Annotated in this window: 16 protein-coding genes; 5 read left to right on the forward strand and 11 right to left on the reverse strand. The window is 41.2% G+C overall.

All coding sequences use genetic code 11. The annotated features are described in order from the left end of the window. Nucleotides 1-41: 41 nt before the first annotated feature. The 4 genes from V7K21_RS13835 to V7K21_RS13850 form a co-directional block, all read right to left on the reverse strand. The gene (locus V7K21_RS13835; RefSeq protein WP_335175081.1) at nucleotides 42-995 is read right to left on the reverse strand and encodes an NAD-dependent epimerase/dehydratase family protein; all 954 of its coding nucleotides are present in this window, start codon (nucleotides 993-995) and stop codon (nucleotides 42-44) included. A 134-nt stretch (nucleotides 996-1,129) separates the two neighbouring features. Then, nucleotides 1,130-1,567: a hypothetical protein gene (locus V7K21_RS13840; protein WP_335175083.1), complete on the reverse strand. Its 438-nt coding sequence runs from the start codon at nucleotides 1,565-1,567 to the stop codon at nucleotides 1,130-1,132. Between the two features lie 83 nt (nucleotides 1,568-1,650). Continuing rightward, nucleotides 1,651-3,216: a hydantoinase B/oxoprolinase family protein gene (locus V7K21_RS13845; RefSeq protein WP_335175085.1), complete on the reverse strand. Its 1,566-nt coding sequence runs from the start codon at nucleotides 3,214-3,216 to the stop codon at nucleotides 1,651-1,653. A gap of 199 nt (nucleotides 3,217-3,415) precedes the next feature. Then, nucleotides 3,416-5,506 (reverse strand): hydantoinase/oxoprolinase family protein, encoded by a 2,091-nt coding sequence (locus V7K21_RS13850; RefSeq protein WP_335175087.1) that lies wholly within the window; start codon nucleotides 5,504-5,506, stop codon nucleotides 3,416-3,418. Nucleotides 5,507-5,588: 82 nt separating this feature from the next. Between V7K21_RS13850 and tmk the strand changes: the two genes are divergently transcribed. Together tmk and V7K21_RS13860 are read left to right on the forward strand one after the other, a co-directional pair. Then, a complete protein-coding gene (gene tmk / locus V7K21_RS13855) occupies nucleotides 5,589-6,224 on the forward strand; it encodes a dTMP kinase (RefSeq protein ID WP_335175088.1) in 636 nt (211 codons plus the stop codon). Between the two features lie 88 nt (nucleotides 6,225-6,312). Continuing rightward, entirely contained in the window at nucleotides 6,313-6,846 is a 534-nt protein-coding gene (locus V7K21_RS13860) for a hypothetical protein (protein ID WP_335175090.1), read from the forward strand. Between the two features lie 95 nt (nucleotides 6,847-6,941). Here V7K21_RS13860 and V7K21_RS13865 read toward each other — a convergent pair whose 3' ends face one another. Then, nucleotides 6,942-7,598 (reverse strand): DUF3386 domain-containing protein, encoded by a 657-nt coding sequence (locus V7K21_RS13865; protein WP_335175092.1) that lies wholly within the window; start codon nucleotides 7,596-7,598, stop codon nucleotides 6,942-6,944. Between the two features lie 100 nt (nucleotides 7,599-7,698). Between V7K21_RS13865 and V7K21_RS13870 the strand changes: the two genes are divergently transcribed. Further along, nucleotides 7,699-8,367: a LuxR C-terminal-related transcriptional regulator gene (locus tag V7K21_RS13870; protein WP_335175094.1), complete on the forward strand. Its 669-nt coding sequence runs from the start codon at nucleotides 7,699-7,701 to the stop codon at nucleotides 8,365-8,367. Between the two features lie 279 nt (nucleotides 8,368-8,646). Here the strand turns inward: V7K21_RS13870 and V7K21_RS13875 are convergent, their stop codons facing one another. The 3 genes from V7K21_RS13875 to V7K21_RS13885 form a co-directional block, all read right to left on the reverse strand. Further along, nucleotides 8,647-9,042: a hypothetical protein gene (locus V7K21_RS13875; protein ID WP_335175095.1), complete on the reverse strand. Its 396-nt coding sequence runs from the start codon at nucleotides 9,040-9,042 to the stop codon at nucleotides 8,647-8,649. Between the two features lie 451 nt (nucleotides 9,043-9,493). Next, nucleotides 9,494-10,399: an alpha/beta fold hydrolase gene (locus V7K21_RS13880; RefSeq protein ID WP_335175097.1), complete on the reverse strand. Its 906-nt coding sequence runs from the start codon at nucleotides 10,397-10,399 to the stop codon at nucleotides 9,494-9,496. A gap of 248 nt (nucleotides 10,400-10,647) precedes the next feature. Next, a complete protein-coding gene (locus V7K21_RS13885; RefSeq protein WP_335175099.1) occupies nucleotides 10,648-11,157 on the reverse strand; it encodes a HugZ family pyridoxamine 5'-phosphate oxidase in 510 nt (169 codons plus the stop codon). Between the two features lie 352 nt (nucleotides 11,158-11,509). On the opposite strand from V7K21_RS13885, the gene V7K21_RS13890 reads away from it, so the two are divergent. Beyond that, a complete protein-coding gene (locus V7K21_RS13890) occupies nucleotides 11,510-12,994 on the forward strand; it encodes a CIA30 family protein (protein WP_335175101.1) in 1,485 nt (494 codons plus the stop codon). Between the two features lie 68 nt (nucleotides 12,995-13,062). Continuing rightward, nucleotides 13,063-13,410 (forward strand): hypothetical protein, encoded by a 348-nt coding sequence (locus tag V7K21_RS13895; RefSeq protein WP_335175103.1) that lies wholly within the window; start codon nucleotides 13,063-13,065, stop codon nucleotides 13,408-13,410. 79 nt (nucleotides 13,411-13,489) lie between these two features. Here the strand turns inward: V7K21_RS13895 and V7K21_RS13900 are convergent, their stop codons facing one another. Genes V7K21_RS13900 through V7K21_RS13910 form a run of 3 tightly spaced genes read right to left on the reverse strand, consistent with a single transcriptional unit; the run spans nucleotide 13,490 to nucleotide 15,310 of the window. After that, on the reverse strand, nucleotides 13,490-14,308 hold the full coding sequence (locus tag V7K21_RS13900) for an alpha/beta fold hydrolase (RefSeq protein WP_335175105.1): 819 nt from the start codon (nucleotides 14,306-14,308) through the stop codon (nucleotides 13,490-13,492). 55 nt (nucleotides 14,309-14,363) lie between these two features. After that, complete coding sequence (locus V7K21_RS13905) at nucleotides 14,364-14,756, reverse strand: carboxymuconolactone decarboxylase family protein (RefSeq protein ID WP_335175107.1); 393 nt, start codon at nucleotides 14,754-14,756, stop codon at nucleotides 14,364-14,366. Nucleotides 14,757-14,782: 26 nt separating this feature from the next. Next, complete coding sequence (locus tag V7K21_RS13910; protein ID WP_335175109.1) at nucleotides 14,783-15,310, reverse strand: retropepsin-like aspartic protease family protein; 528 nt, start codon at nucleotides 15,308-15,310, stop codon at nucleotides 14,783-14,785. Between the last annotated feature and the right edge of the window lie 118 nt (nucleotides 15,311-15,428).

The raw sequence follows: 15,428 nt of genomic DNA on the forward strand, positions 1-15,428 counted from the left end.
CACCTACACCTAATTCCTCTACAGACGCGATTAATCGCGTCTTATTTAATTTCGTTCTTGCTGCGCCAAGTTTGTACCGTTTGCTGCAAACCCTCTTTGTAACTTAAATAACGCGGTTTCCAACCAAGCTGTTGATGTGAGTCGCTTTTAACTGTGGTTTCCAATTTAAGTAACTCTATCTGCTGAGGTGTAATTACCACCAGAAGTGCTACAGGAGTCAGCCACATAGGAATGCGTGCAGGTTGCTTTCTGCCTAAAGCGAAGGCAAAGTAATCAATCAAATCCGCAAAGGATACCGGAGTTCCATCGACGACGTTAAACACTGCGCCTACAGTTTGCTGCTCTCCGGCTTGAACTATGGCTTGAGCAGCATCTTCAAAGTGCAGCCAGTTGCCTAAGTTATTTGCGGGACCGGCAAAATAAGGGCGTTTGAGGTTGAATGATTTAATATATAGCTTCAGGTCTTCAGATTGGGGGCCATACAGGTATCCCATCCGTAAAAGGCTAGAGGGAATCTTGCTGTTGCTCACCTGATTTTCCGTGGCGATCGCGGCGGCAAAAATTGGGTCATCGCCAGGTGCAACTAGAGGCGCAGTTTCTGTGCTATCTTTTGCATTGCCATAGAGAAAGGTATAACTGGTATTGACAAGAAACGCAGTCCCTGCATCTTCAATCGCTGTCAATAGTGCATCGGTTGTGGCTTTCAAGGTTTTGTCAAATCCTTTCCAGTCCTGACCATCGCTTAATAATGTATTGGCAAACTGTGGCGTGAGGTTGATAACCACGTTAGCATTAGCTGCGGATAAAACATCCTTAAGTTCAGTGGCACTTGTCAAACTGACATCAGCAGCTAGGCCACCCTTTGAACGTATGACCTCAGCTCCATCTTTATTTAGTGGTATTCCAGTCACCTGATGTCCACGAGCAACTAGTTGCTGCGTGGTTTCTTGTCCCAGTTCTGTATCAGCGGCTGTAACGACAAAGTTTTGGGTCATATGTTTTAAAGTAGTTTTTCCTGCAAACAGCTAATGTTAATCATCTGACAGGAGATTAGCTATCTTTAAAGTTTTTTACAACGATCGCAATGCTCAGGAATACCCCCTTAAGGTTGACATTTAGAGCGCCTTTTTCAAGGAAGCGATCGCATACCATTTTTCAATTGATGTAGATTACAGGCTGATTTCTTTCCAAACCCTGTGTCTTGGCTTTTGCGGACGCTTGCTAATGCTGCGCGATCGCTAACTGAGCGCTGGCTTCCGGTACTCAAACTTCTTTGTGCTACTACGCATCCTCTGAAAATATACTTTTTCAGCAACTTACCCACAATCGAGATCCCTTGCTCAATCTCCTCTGACGAGAGACAGAAAGTCAGACGCATCGCCCGATAACCCTGCTTATCGGGGAAAAATGCCGAACCGCACGCCAGGTAAATATTTTGTGCAAAGGTTTCCTTACGAATTGTCCCAATCGGAAAATCATCTGGTAACTGTACCCAGAGAAATAATCCACCCGTGGGAACTGTCAAGCGAATCTTTTCAGGAAAATAACGCTCCAAAGCTTGCAGCATGGTATTACGACTTTGCAGATTGCCAAACTGCAACTAAAACTAACTAGATTTCTGGCTTTCCAATTCAGGGGAAATTACTGGTACTAGGAGGCTTTACCAAATCCGCCTCCTCCAGGAGTTTCTATCACAAAAACATCCCCAGGTTTCATCTGTTGTGTTGCTGTGCTGTCTAAATTCTCTTCAATTCCATTCTGACGTTGTATCCAGTTGCGTCCAACAATTCCGGCTTCCCCACCATTTAATCCAAAGGGAGGGACAACCCGATGACCAGAGAGAATATTAGCTGTCATAGGTTCTAAAAACCGGATGCGGCGGACAACTCCATTACCACCGGAATATTCTCCTTTCCCACCGCTATCGTGACGAAGACTAAAGTTTTCTAAAAGTACAGGATAACGGGTTTCTAAAACTTCTGGATCAGTCAAGCGGGAGTTAGTCATATGAGAATGAACACCATCAGTTCCGTCAAAATCAATTCCTGCCCCAGAGCCGCCGCAGATAGTTTCATAATATTGATATTGCTCATTACCAAAAGTAAAATTATTCATCGTTCCTTGAGAAGCAGCCATGACACCCAAAGCACCATATAAAGCATCAACAATAGTTTGAGAAGTTTCTACATTACCCGCCACTACTGCTGCTGGATAAATTGGATTCAGCATACAGCCGACTGGGATAATAATTTCTAGAGGATTAAGACACCCAGCATTCAGAGGAATATTATCATCAACTAAAGTCCGAAAGACATATAAAACTGCTGCTTGAGTTACAGCTTTCGGAGCATTAAAATTACTATTTAGTTGTCCAGATGTGCCAGTAAAATCAATGGTAGCACTGCGAGTTTCTTGATGAATCGTAACTTTTACTTGAATTATTGCCCTATTATCCATTTTATAAATAAATGAGCGATCCCTGAGAAGATTAATAGCCTTTCTCACCGACTCTTCAGCATTAGCTTGCACAAATTTCATATAAGCTTCGACAGTCTCAAGTCCATATTGGGAAACCATTTTAAAAAGTTCTTGAAGTCCCCGTTCATTAGCAGCAATTTGTGCCTTAAAATCAGCTATATTTTGGTCAGGGTTCCGGGCAGGATAAATATGATTTGAGAGATGTTGTCTTACTGCGGTTTCTCGAAAATTGCCCTTTTCAACCAAGAGAAAATTATCAAAAAGAATTCCTTCCTCTTCTACTGTGGTACTGTGGGGAGGCATTGAGCCAGGAGTAATTCCACCGATATCGGCTTGATGTCCACGAGAAGCAACAAAAAAAAGCGGCATGGGGAATGAAATATTTTCACTAGTTTCTAAAAAAACAGGGGTAATTGCAGTTACATCAGGAAGGTGAGTTCCGCCGTTATAAGGGTTATTAGATAGATATACATTTTCTGGTTTTAGGGTGTCGCCTTTATCGTTAATTAAACTGCGGACACTTTCACTCATTGAGCCTAAATGTACAGGAATGTGGGGAGCATTAGCAACTAGTAATCCAGAAGAGTCAAAGATAGCGCAGGAGAAATCTAGCCTTTCTTTAATATTTACTGATGTGGCCGTGTTTTGTAACACAATTCCCATTTGTTCAGCGATAAATTGATATAAGTTTTTAAAGATTTCTAAGCGGACGGGATCAGGTTGAGACATTGTGTACATTTTTGACTCTTTAAAAAAATCTTGTAGTCATTGCTTAAGCACTTTTTCAAACACTTCAGTGTTTACTACTAGCTATCACTATCTACTTAGGCGAAAGCGAAATGTGCAAAATTTCGCCTATTGTAGAGAATCCGGTGCGGGTGTAAATTCGCACTTTCTCTTGATGTGAGGGTAAGTATTTTCCAGCCCAATAGCCAGTTTATAGACGTTCTAAAATTAGATGATTCCGTTCAGTTAATCTTGCTTGCCAGTTAGGTTCCACTACAATTGTGCTAATTTTTTCTACAACGATCGCAGGCCCATTAATCCAATCTATTGGTTGTAAATCTTCCCGCCGATAAACAGGAGTATCATACCATCTATCAGTACTAAACATCCTTACTATCTCAACAGATGCAGGAGCTTCATCTAAAGTCCGAGTCCGAATAATTAAAGGTTCTTCGGGAGTATCCATTTTCTGAATTACTTCCACCGAGGCAGATTCAACAATTAAGGTTTTCTCTAATTGGATAAAACCATAACGAGATTTATGCTCATCCTCAAACTTTTGCCGCATAAATATCACATCATCGGCAAAGTTAACGGTTAAGGTAGAGTTAGTCCATTCATATTTTAAAGTGACTTTTTTGACGATTTCTGGTTTGATATTAGCTTCATCTATTTCACTTCTAGCTTGAATTTCTAAATATTCCATTAACTGGTGTAATTTAGGGATTAATGCTTGGGTTAAAGGCTGTTCTACTCCTCCTTCTCTAATCGCCCTGACATCAGCTAATCCCATTCCATAAGCAGAAAGAACACCAGCATAAGGATGTAAAAATATCTTTTTCATTCCCAAGGTATCGGCAATTAAACAAGCAACTTGCCCGCCTGCACCACCAAAACAACAAAGTACATATTGGCTAACATCATAACCCCGTTGTAAACTGATTTTTTTAATTGCGTTCGCCATATTTTCCACTGCGATCGCAATAAATCCAGCGGCTACTTGTTCGGGAGTACAATGATTTAATGTAGCGGCTTGAATCTCTTGGGCTAATTGTGCAAATTGCTGAATGACAGTATCTTTATCTAAAGGTAAATTGCCATCAATTCCAAAAACTGAGGGAAAATATTGCGGGTGGATTTTGCCTAACATCACGTTGGCATCAGTAACCGCTAATGGTCCCCCGCGTCGGTAACAAGCAGGGCCAGGATTTGATCCAGCAGATTTAGGGCCAACACGATAACTAGAACCATCAAAAAAGAGGATTGAACCACCGCCAGCCGCAATAGTATTAATTGCTAATACAGGAACTCGCATTCGCGCCCCAGCAATTTCCGAATCTAGTTGTCGTTCATACTCTCCTTTAAAGTGGGCGACATCTGTACTTGTCCCTCCCATATCAAAGGTAATAACTAACTCAAAACCTGCCCTTTTACTAGTTTGGACTGCACCAACAATACCGCCAGCCGGGCCACTCAAAATACTATCTTTGCCTTGAAATTGTTGGGCTGCGACTAAACCTCCATCAGATTTCATGAACATTAATTTGACCCCAGGTAACTGACTCGCTATTTGGTTGACATAGCGACGGAGAATAGGAGTTAAATAAGCATCTACTACTGTTGTATCTCCTCGGCTAACTAATTTCATTAAAGGACTGACTTGATGAGATACAGATATTTGGGTAAATCCAATTTGTTCAGTAAGTCGGGCTATTTGTTGTTCGTGATCATGATAGCGATCGCTGTGCATAAAAACAATAGCACAACTCCGAATTCCGGTGTTGTAAACTGCTTGTAAGTTATTTTTAGCTTGTTGAATATTTACAGAGTTTAATTCATTTCCATTAGCATCATAACGTTCTTCAATCTCAATCACCTGCTCATAAAACATGGCTGGTAAAATTATATTACGAGCAAAGATATTAGGACGGTTTTGGTAGCCAATTCTAAGCGCATCTTTAAACCCTTTGGTGATCAGAAGAACAACCCTGTCTCCTTTTCGTTCTAACAGTGCATTTGTTGCTACTGTTGTCCCCATTTTTATCATTTCTATTGCTTCATTAGGAATAGGTTCGTTGTGAGAAATACCCATAATATCCCGTATACCTTGGATGGCTGCATCTTGGTATTGTTCGGGATTTTCTGAAAGCAGTTTGTAGACTATAATCCATTGCCGATTAGGCAGAGTCACAATTAAAAAACGTTCAGGATGTCTTGATAATTTGTTTATGATGTCCTGATTATCAGTAACAGCAACAATATCTGTGAATGTACCACCTCTGTCAGCAAAAACCTTTAACATTACTCTGTCTCCTGTATAATCATGCTAATCCATTTGGGGCGATCGAAAAATTTCAGATCAACTGGCTTAAAACTAAACAAGCATGGGTGGCAAATTAATTGTATTTGAAGGGGTGGAAGGCTGTGGTAAAACCAGCCAAATGCAGCTTTGTTCTGAGTGGTTGGAAAGTCTGGGTATTTCTGTGATGCTAACTCGTGAACCAGGAGGAACGGAGTTAGGCTTACATCTTCGCCGCTTGCTATTAGAGAAGGTAGAGGATAAACCAGTTGCACAAGTGACAGAACTTTTGTTGTATGCTGCTGACCGATCGCAACATGTTGAACAACAACTCAAACCGCATCTGCAAGCAGGGAAATATATTTTATGCGATCGCTACACTGACTCTACCATTGCCTACCAAGGATATGGTCGCGGTCAAGACATGAGTTTAATCAATCAGCTTAACTATATTGCTACTGGTGGCTTAGAAAGCGACTTAACTATTTGGCTAGATGTCAATGTTGAAGTTGGACTAGCCCGCAAACTCTTAGATGAAGTAGGACTAGACCGCATTGAACAAGAAACAATCGCTTTTCATCGACGCGTTCAGCAAGGATACGTAGAGTTAGCAGCATCCCATCCCTCACGAATTGTGCGGGTAGATGGCAGCTTGAGTAAAGAAGCTGTACAACAGGTAATTCAAGAAATTTTGTGCGTACATCTGCACTTGGCGACGTAGGGCAAAAATAAACCTAAAAGTTTTTAATGGGAGTTTGGGCAAACTAGATATGGAGAAAAATCTAATTAATACAAGGCAGTAGTAATAAATGATGGATTGTGATCGTCTGGATTATATCAAAAGTGTCACTGACAAAGGTGATGAGAGAGAGTGGGCATATTCTTCTGAATCTATCGGATCTAAATTTAAGTTGAACTTTAAAAGAGGTAAAGGAGTAGAATCTCACGCCCGTAAACTACCAAAATCATCTCTTATCATCCTTTCTCAAGTACCGCATGAATACAAAAATAATACCACAGGAGAGCAAAAAAAAATACCAAATGGGTGCAAAAAGAGATACCTGACACACGTAGTTGAACTGGTTAATGAGGGAAGTGAGGATGAACCTAAATGGGGAGAAGGTATGTGGGATATTTTTCGATGCGTTAAGGTTCATTGGATTGCTGATTTGAAGAATTGGAACAGTATTCCTGTTGATAAGGAGGTAATACGAGCCAAATGGGGTTGCTATAACACTTGCGCTAAATCGTTGTCTAGTCCCAAATTAATGTCTGAGTGGGGTACTATCGATAGATTAAGAGAGCGATTAATAGAACAATTAAATTTGAAAGCCATCGAATAATTTGGAATGCTCAGAACTCAAAACGTCAAAAAATAAAAGCGATCGCTCCCTTAAGTTAAAGAGCGATCGCTAATTTTTAGATGATAAAATAGAGTTTAAGCAGCAACAGGTTCCAACAATTTGATACCAGAGAAAACAAATTCCTGAATAGATACTTGTCCTGCTGTCTCGGTACGAATCTCCCGACGATTTAAGATGAAATACTCACCAACTTTTTCGTACTCATCGGTAAATTCGCTTCTACCACCCTTTTGCTCCCCAGTTTTGGGATCATGGTACACAGAGTCATAGGTGTGAGAAAGGTAACCTTCCCCGGTGTCGTGACTGCTAAAGGTGTCAATTGTCACGAAAGTACCGTGGATGAGACGGTGAACATGGCATACTTCATTATTGCGGACTTTGTATTTATCGCCCTTAGCCTTACCACCCATTAAAAGCTCAACCGCACCAGTTTCGTCAGTTTTACCATAGCTAAACGTATTGGCGCTGTGGGTATCTTCAAAACTGCGGCGGATGCGGTGAATTGCTATTTCCCAGGCTTGACCATGAATAGCCTGCTTGGCCGACTCGTCATCTATGTCCAAAACTTCGGCTTTGAGATTGGCGCTGATGATAACTTTGCCTGTAAATACTTTATCATCTTGCTTAAAGGTGATATTTGCGGTATACCCAGGAAAATTTTTGTTCCAAGTGTAACGATTTTCATAAGCAGCCCGGAAAAGTTCCTGAGCAGAGAGTTGTGTAACTGTCATGTGCTTCTCCTAGTCGCTACTGTAATTAGCGTTTTAGTTTTCCTGGTATTAGCATAGAAGTAATTGTTGAGGCTTGGATAGTCCCCAACTGGGTACACTTATGGTTAATTCTCTCTACGCCGTATTTGATGCGATCGCTAATGTCCAAAATGAGCAAGAATTAAGACTAGCTCTCACGGATAAAATTAGTGAGCATTTTGGCGTGCAAAATTGGGGCATTTATTTCCTAGATGAGCAACCAACGACTGACATTGATATTCAGGGTATTCCGGCAGTATGCTTAGAAAGCAATCCAGTCGGGCGCTACGTGGTTGAGCGTCACGCTCCCGCCCATGAGCAATTATTATTATCGCCAGGAGACTGGAAGCATTTTTGTTCGCGTTCTGATCACGAACACGTGATGACCGGGCCAATAGTTTATGATGGTCGTCTTGTAGGAACGCTTAACTTGGCTCGTGACAAGGGATATCCTGCTTTTAATGGCAACGATTTGGCAGATTTAAGTGCCTTATGTATTCATTTATCAGCGAAAATGGCGACTCTACGGACAAAACCAAAAATATCCAATTCCCTTTTAGTAAGTCCTCTAACAGCGCGTGAGTTAGAAATTGCCGAGTTAGTGGCGCAGGGGTTAACGAACGCGGAAATTGGGGAAAAACTTTGGATTACGCAAAATTCCGTCAAACAAGCTTTGAAGAGGATGTTTCGTAAGTTGAAGGTTTCGGCGCGTGCAGAAATGGTGGCAAAACTGCAAGATATACAAGTTTGATACCTAAGCTTATTGCAACGGGTGTAGCTTGTAGCAACTTAAAATTAGCAATTCTTTTTTGGATGCAACACGCAATAGGGGCGTACAGCTAGCTGTGCGCCCCTACTAAAGTCCTATATTTTATGCAACTGAGAAATGGTACAATCTTTAATCAGCAAAGGTAAGCCCGTTACCCAAGCATTAGAAAAATTCGTTAGTTAGACACTAGCGTCCCTATTGTTACTCATTTATTGGCGAAAAGTTATTACTACTTGCTGCCAATAGAGGATGGTAACCTATTTAGGGTATAATTTTGTTTGAGACACCTTTGGCTGTATCTGCCGCACTTTCCCCTACATCACTAGCTGTTTTCTGAGCACCTTCTACGTACCCAGATCCAAATTCTTTAAAGGCTTCTGCTGACTCTTTTGTAATCTTCTGAACTCGTTCACCAGGAGAACCTTCCGTTTCACGAGCTTCTTTATTCCACTGCCCTACTGTTTTCGGTCTTTGAGCATCATTTTGCTCTACCTGTTCGCGAACTCTCTCGCCTAATCCTTTGTCCTTTTGCCCATAACTAACATTTGTCGTCAGCACTAGAAAACCAACTAGGACAACAGCCAAAAAAGATTTTACCTGAAGTCCTTTAAGCAGAGAACTGATGTGACCAATCGTCCTAGAAATCAAATTTATCATGCCAATTAGCTTGTTTTTTGAGTACAAATTAAAGATTAACTATAAAAAGGTAATTATGCTTCTAACAAAAGGCATATCTCAGTTAGAAAAAATAAATATTTTTTAAATCTTGGGGAAGATGTGATTTGTTATATGCATGGATATTTGCAATTCGTCTATGGGTACAAGTAACGAGCAATACTGCCTTTATTTAGAGAGTTTGCATAATAAAAGAGCATTATCCGAAAGCGATTGCGGAATATATAAAACTGTTATTATAAATTGGATAAAGAAGAATTAAAAATTTAGAATCAAGACGGTCGCTGACTCAAACAACTTAGTGAAAGCTTTGATATTTACATCAAGACCCACTTCCAAGCTTCTGGTGATCGCATCACTAAAGCATTAAATGCAAAGTTGCTTTCTAAGTAGGAGTTAAAAGGGAAAAATCATGAATTCAAACTCCTAACTCCTAAAGATACCGTTGCAATAGACCAATGAGAACTTCTGGTATTTCCAAATGAGGCAATATTCCTGCATCTGCGACCCCATAAAAATCTCGAATTGCACTTACATTTAAATTTGCCAAGCGTCGTCCTAGTTTTATGTTAGTAAATTGTGCCTTTTCTCCCCAAAAAAACCTAGTGGGAATTGTCAGTTGTTGAATATATAAACTCAGGTCAAAATAAAGGTCGCCACGCAAAAATGACAAAGCGGCAAACTTGGCATTAGGCTGTTGTGCAGAGGTTAAATAAGCCTCCACCATCTCTTGCGATACTCGCTGTGACTTGGCAAACAGAAAACTTTGTAAAAAATTTCGGACTGCAATTTCATTTTCAGCACCAAGGATATAAATAAAATTGTCCAATAGAGGTGTATTGATCACTGAAAGCGGAAGTCTGCGTCCAGCACCCTCCCCAAAATCATCAAATCCAGAGGGACACACCAAAAACAGTGCTTTGAATAAATTGGGTTGAACAATAGCTAGGCGGATAGCAAAAGCGGCTGTTAGAGATGAGGCTACCACTGTTACGGGCTGGCGACAAGTTTGGATGATAAACTCTGCGATCGTGCTGAGATAATCCCTAATTCTATAATCTCGGACTGGATGAGCCGATTCTCCCCAGCCGATTAGATCGGGGGCTAAAATGTGGTAATCAGAAGCAAAAGCTGGGTAAACTTTAGACCATTCATATGCAGACGCCCCACCACCAAAGTTATGAAGAAACAGTAGTGGGCGTAAATCTTCAGTATCAGCGATCGCTTTGCCCGCCGCAGGCATCGCCCAAGGTGCATTCGTTTGAGTATAGTAAACCATTGCCCCCAAGGATGTATGGATAAGTTTATGTCCAAAGCCAGGAGGTTGAAACTGAAGCATAAAATTAAAGAGTTTAGTTTAATCGCACTTTACGCGAAGGCAAAATTACAAGGTATAAAATAAAGCTTACTCATAGAACTAATTCATAATTCATAATTACCCCACGCATAAATGGGGCAGTCTGAATTATCGATACTGTAAGGGTTTTATGTCTTTATTGATCAATCCTTTGAATTGTACCATTAATTACGAATTATTTCGCCACGATGCTTCTTAATAATCAAATTTAATTTTTAAATTTGCATTGCTTATTTTTGCTTTTGGTCATTATCTCCTGTGATCTGAACAAGTTGATGGAGGTGATCACCACTGATGTGATAAGCTCCCCCAAAACCAATTATAAAACGACCTTCACTAGGAGTTAGCTGGAAAATCCGAAAGTCAGACAAGCCGCGCAAAACCTCTATAATTTCACCAAACCGCCCAAGAAATTGCTCAATAATTTGATTCCACTTGTCAGTTTCACGCTCTATCAAAGTTGCCATACAATCAAAACTCAAACGACGACGGGCAAAAATTAGATTACTCTTGGCTTCATCCTCGATAAACAAAACATTAACATGAGGATTGGCATAGAGATTTTTGGTATGAGTTGAAAGACCACTGACGTAAATGTAGATATTCTTGGAATCATCCATTACAAAGGGAGCATAACTAGCATTGGGTATTGCCTGTGCGCTCACGGTGCTAATGATTACACTCTCAAACTCTTCAGGAAACTTTTCATATTCAGCTTGAATGTTTTCAAGTTGGCTCATAAGTAAATTACCGTTTGATTAGGAACACCTAATTATGTATCCTAACGTGATTGAGCGATGTCTACGACGGGCTGTTCAGTGCCGCATGGAATGCCAAAGATTTGGTTTAATTGTAGCTAAGATCCTGTAGCGTCAGTTTGCCTACCTTTAAGACAAGGCATTTTGCCCCAAATCTTGTTAATTGAGATGTTAGCTGGATTTACACGCCCATTGTACTAGTCTCCTTCATTAAAGGGAATAGGTTACAGGTATCACTTGTACCCTTTCCCCAATTAAAGCAAAGTTATGAGTACCGGAGGATTTGGAGAAACAAACATTGGGCTAAACTTAAGAAAGTTGTGAGGACGCAAATGTGACTGACAAAAATCGTTCTCAATGGGATTTAGGCAGGTTTATCGAAACCCTGACTTACTTTGAGGTAATTCCTTTCCTTAACTGGGTACAGCAGTTAAGGAAAGGCCGTCCTAAGGATAATCAAAATAGACCCAATGGAGGAAGAAACATGGGTGTAATACTAGTAGCAGGTGCAACAGGTGGTGTAGGTAAACGAGTGGTGCAGCGATCGCTCGAACGGGGTTATAAAGTTCGGGCGCTTGTTAGAGACATTGACAAAGCGCGGTCAATTCTTGGTAATGATATAGACTTGGTAGTTGCGGATATCACTCAACCTCAAACTTTAACTCCTTTAGTTATGGCTGATATCCAAGCTGTAGTTTGTTGCACAGCAGTGCGTGTGCAACCAGTAGAGGGAGACACAGCAGATAGAGCAAAATATTATCAAGGTGTGAAATTTTACCAGCCAGAAATTGTCGGCGACACCCCAGAAAATGTAGAATATCAAGGTGTCAAAAACTTAGTCCAAGCGGCCGCAAAATATTTACCCCAAGCAAACGAAAAACTAATATTTGATTTCACAAAGCCATCAGCAGAATTAAAGGATAACTGGGGGGCGCTGGATGATGTCGTCATGGGTGGCGTGAGTGCCAGTAATATCCAATTAGTAGAAAATACAGCTTTATTTGCTGGTAATGTCTCCACCGATAACTCTGGTGGATTTGCTTCTATCAGAACTAAGAATTTTGATCCCCCCTTCAACTTATCTGGTTATGAAGGTGTGAAATTGCGCGTCAAAGGTGACGGTCAGCGTTATAAAATATTCTTACGGACAGATACAAAATGGGATGGCATTGGCTATAGCTATTCCTTTGACACCGTAGCTAATACCTGGATAGATGTTCAGATTCCCTTTGCAGATTTGATTCCCGTCTTTCGGGCAAAAACTGTCAAAGATGCGCCGCTACTTGAGCAGAATAGAATTTCTTCATTCCAACTGATGTTGAGCAAATTTGAACATGATGGTGCTTTAAATCCCAAATTTTCTCCAGGTGGTTTTGCTTTGCAGTTGGAATCAATTAAAGCTTACGGCGGTACAACCTTACCACAATTTATTTTAGTCAGTTCAGCAGGCGTGACTCGTCCCGGACGCCCTGGTATTAATTTAGATGAAGAACCGCCAGCAGTGAAATTAAATGACCAATTGGGAGGAATTTTAACTTGGAAGTTGAAGGGAGAAGATAGTTTAAGAGAAAGCGGAATTCCTTATACGATTATTAGACCTTGTGCTTTAACTGAAGAACCAGGAGGTAAGGAATTAATATTCGAGCAAGGCGATAATATTAAAGGTAAAATCAGCCGTGAGGATGTGGCAAAACTTTGTGTGCAAGCGCTAAAACTAGCGAAAGTTTGTAATGTCACGTTTGAGGTAAAACAGGGAGATAATCCTCTTAACTCTATTGATTGGCAGAAGCTATTTTCTAACTTAGAACAGGATAAATAAGTGAAGTGAATACAGACTTATCCTCTGTACCCATACAAACACATCCTGTTTAAATAGACTGTACTGTTATGAAAAAAATCCAAGTACTAATACTTGCTGGGATTTTAGCAACAATTATCTGGGGTGGGTTATTTGGAAACACTGTTTCATCGCAGCAAGTGGAGTCGCGTATCAACAACCTGGAAGCGGATTTTAATCGTGTCGAGTCTCGGTTAAACCAGATAGAGTCTCAACTCGGTCAAAGGCGCCAGTCTCCATCCCGAAGAACAACACTTACCCCACGACAGTCAACTGGTTCCAGAGGAAACTTATCGCAGCGAGATCAGATGTTTGATCGGCTGGCAACTTTGGTGGTTGAATTAAAGCAACAAGTCAATAAATTAGAGGAGCGAGTTTCTAAATTAGAAACACGCTAAATATTTAAATTACCCGTCAGGTTACTCCAGAACAAGGGGATTTTGCCCCAAGTCTGACCAAGCTTGATTTTGTGCAGTTTCACAAAGAATTGGTGTAAGCTGGCTTCAACTTCCCCAGGAAGTTAAGCATGGTTGAAACCACAGCATCCGGCGACTCAATTAAGAAGCCATGACCCCCACCATCGAGGATTACAAGTTCAGCCTTGGGAATGCCTTGAGCAAGTTGCTGGGAAAACTTTAGCGGGGTGAGAATGTCTTGTTTACCAACTATAACTAGGGTAGGACAATGAATTTGTTGAAGGCGGTTTGTTGTATCAAAGTCAAGCATGGCTCGGCTGTGATCATAGAGTGAATGAGTCGCAGGCGGGAAAGGGTATCTGATTGCAAATTCGATCAGACCTTCGATCATCCCAGGAATCGAATAGAATGTATCTGTAAATATCCAAGGTAATACGACTTTTTCATAAAGTTTTAGGTTTACATTACCGCAGAGGTCGCCCCAAGTCTCAATGATGCTGTTGAATAATTCATCACCTTTTGCCAACGATGAAAGTAGCATCAGACTCTGCACCTTTTCAGGATGTGCTAACACTAACTCTTGGGCTATCTGACCACCCATTGAATGACCTGCTAGATGCACCTTATCGATCGCAATGTGATCGAGCAATTCTGCAACGTCACTAGCCATCTGTTTCAGACTATAGGGGCTTTCGGGAGCAGAACTTCGCCCCATCCCTCGGTTGTCCAAGCGAATGACTTGATACTGCGAAACCAGCGATGGCATAATCAGCGACCAATAGGCATGATCACAAAGGAAGCCAGCTATTAATAGCAAAGGCTCACCCGTTCCCTTAATGTCATAGAATAAATCAATCCCGTTAATCTGAACCTTGGGCATAGTCAAAAATTCTGCTAAACCTTACTTTTAAGCAGCGATGGACAAGGCCACACTCCTACGGCTTAAATCTCTCGTCCACCGGAATTTGATAGCCGTTGGCGAGGCGATTGGTCATGTTGGCAGTGGCTGCGATCGCCATTACTTCCCCGAACATGGTATTATTCATCCCCTTGGCACGCGCCGCTGCTGTGTGCGAGGCGATGCAGTACTCACAGCCATTCGTCGCACTCACGGCGATATAAATTAGCTCGCGCATCAGTGGATCAATCTCACCAGGGCTAGTCATCACTTCCTTCACCGCTTGCCAAGTTCGTTGCAAGGTAGGGAAATGATTAGCTATAGCTTTCCAAAAGTTATTGATATAGTCATTTTGACGGGTGGCGCGGATGTCATCATATACTGCGCGGACTTCCTCACTGGCTTCTTCGTATTCAATCAGCTTAGTCATGTTTATAATGTTTTTACCTGCGAACATTAGCGGTGATGAAATTCCACCTCTTTCTCTAAAATCTTAATATCATAGTTGCCAAAGAAATCGTGGCCCAGTAAGCCGATGCTTGCTTTGGGTGCGATCGCTACCTGAAGATTATTAGCTGTAATTCCACCTACTGCAATAGATTTTACCTTACTGGTTGGGAATTCTACTTGGCTACCATCGGCAATTTGAGCTTGTATTGTACCTATAGCCTGGAGTTGAAGTGTACTCGCCATACCTAGAGTGATAATGGTTTCACTGGCACCTGTATCTACAATCATTTCAAAAGTTTTTTTGTCATTGAAGGTGACATCAATCACAGGAGTTCCACCAAAGCGGCGTTTGACTGGGACTCGAAAAACTCTGTTGTCTGAAGGTGGGACTATATTGCCACAAAGGCTTCCCAATCCAACGGTTTTACCAGAGGAGGTTACCATGTAACATACTCCTGGATCGTCAGCTATTGCCCGATAAAAGAATGTTAAAAATATCAGCGTCGGCATTAGTCCGATCACAGTTAAAGTCATGATTTTAATCTGATTATTCATATTATACGCCTTATGTGAATTAAGCCACAGGATGCTGTTCAAAAGTAAGAACATCAATACCAAAACGCTGGCGCAGAAAAATACGCAGAGTATGACT

This window comes from Nostoc sp. (genome assembly GCF_036919595.1).
Taxonomy (GTDB): Bacteria; Cyanobacteriota; Cyanobacteriia; order Cyanobacteriales; family Nostocaceae; genus Nostoc.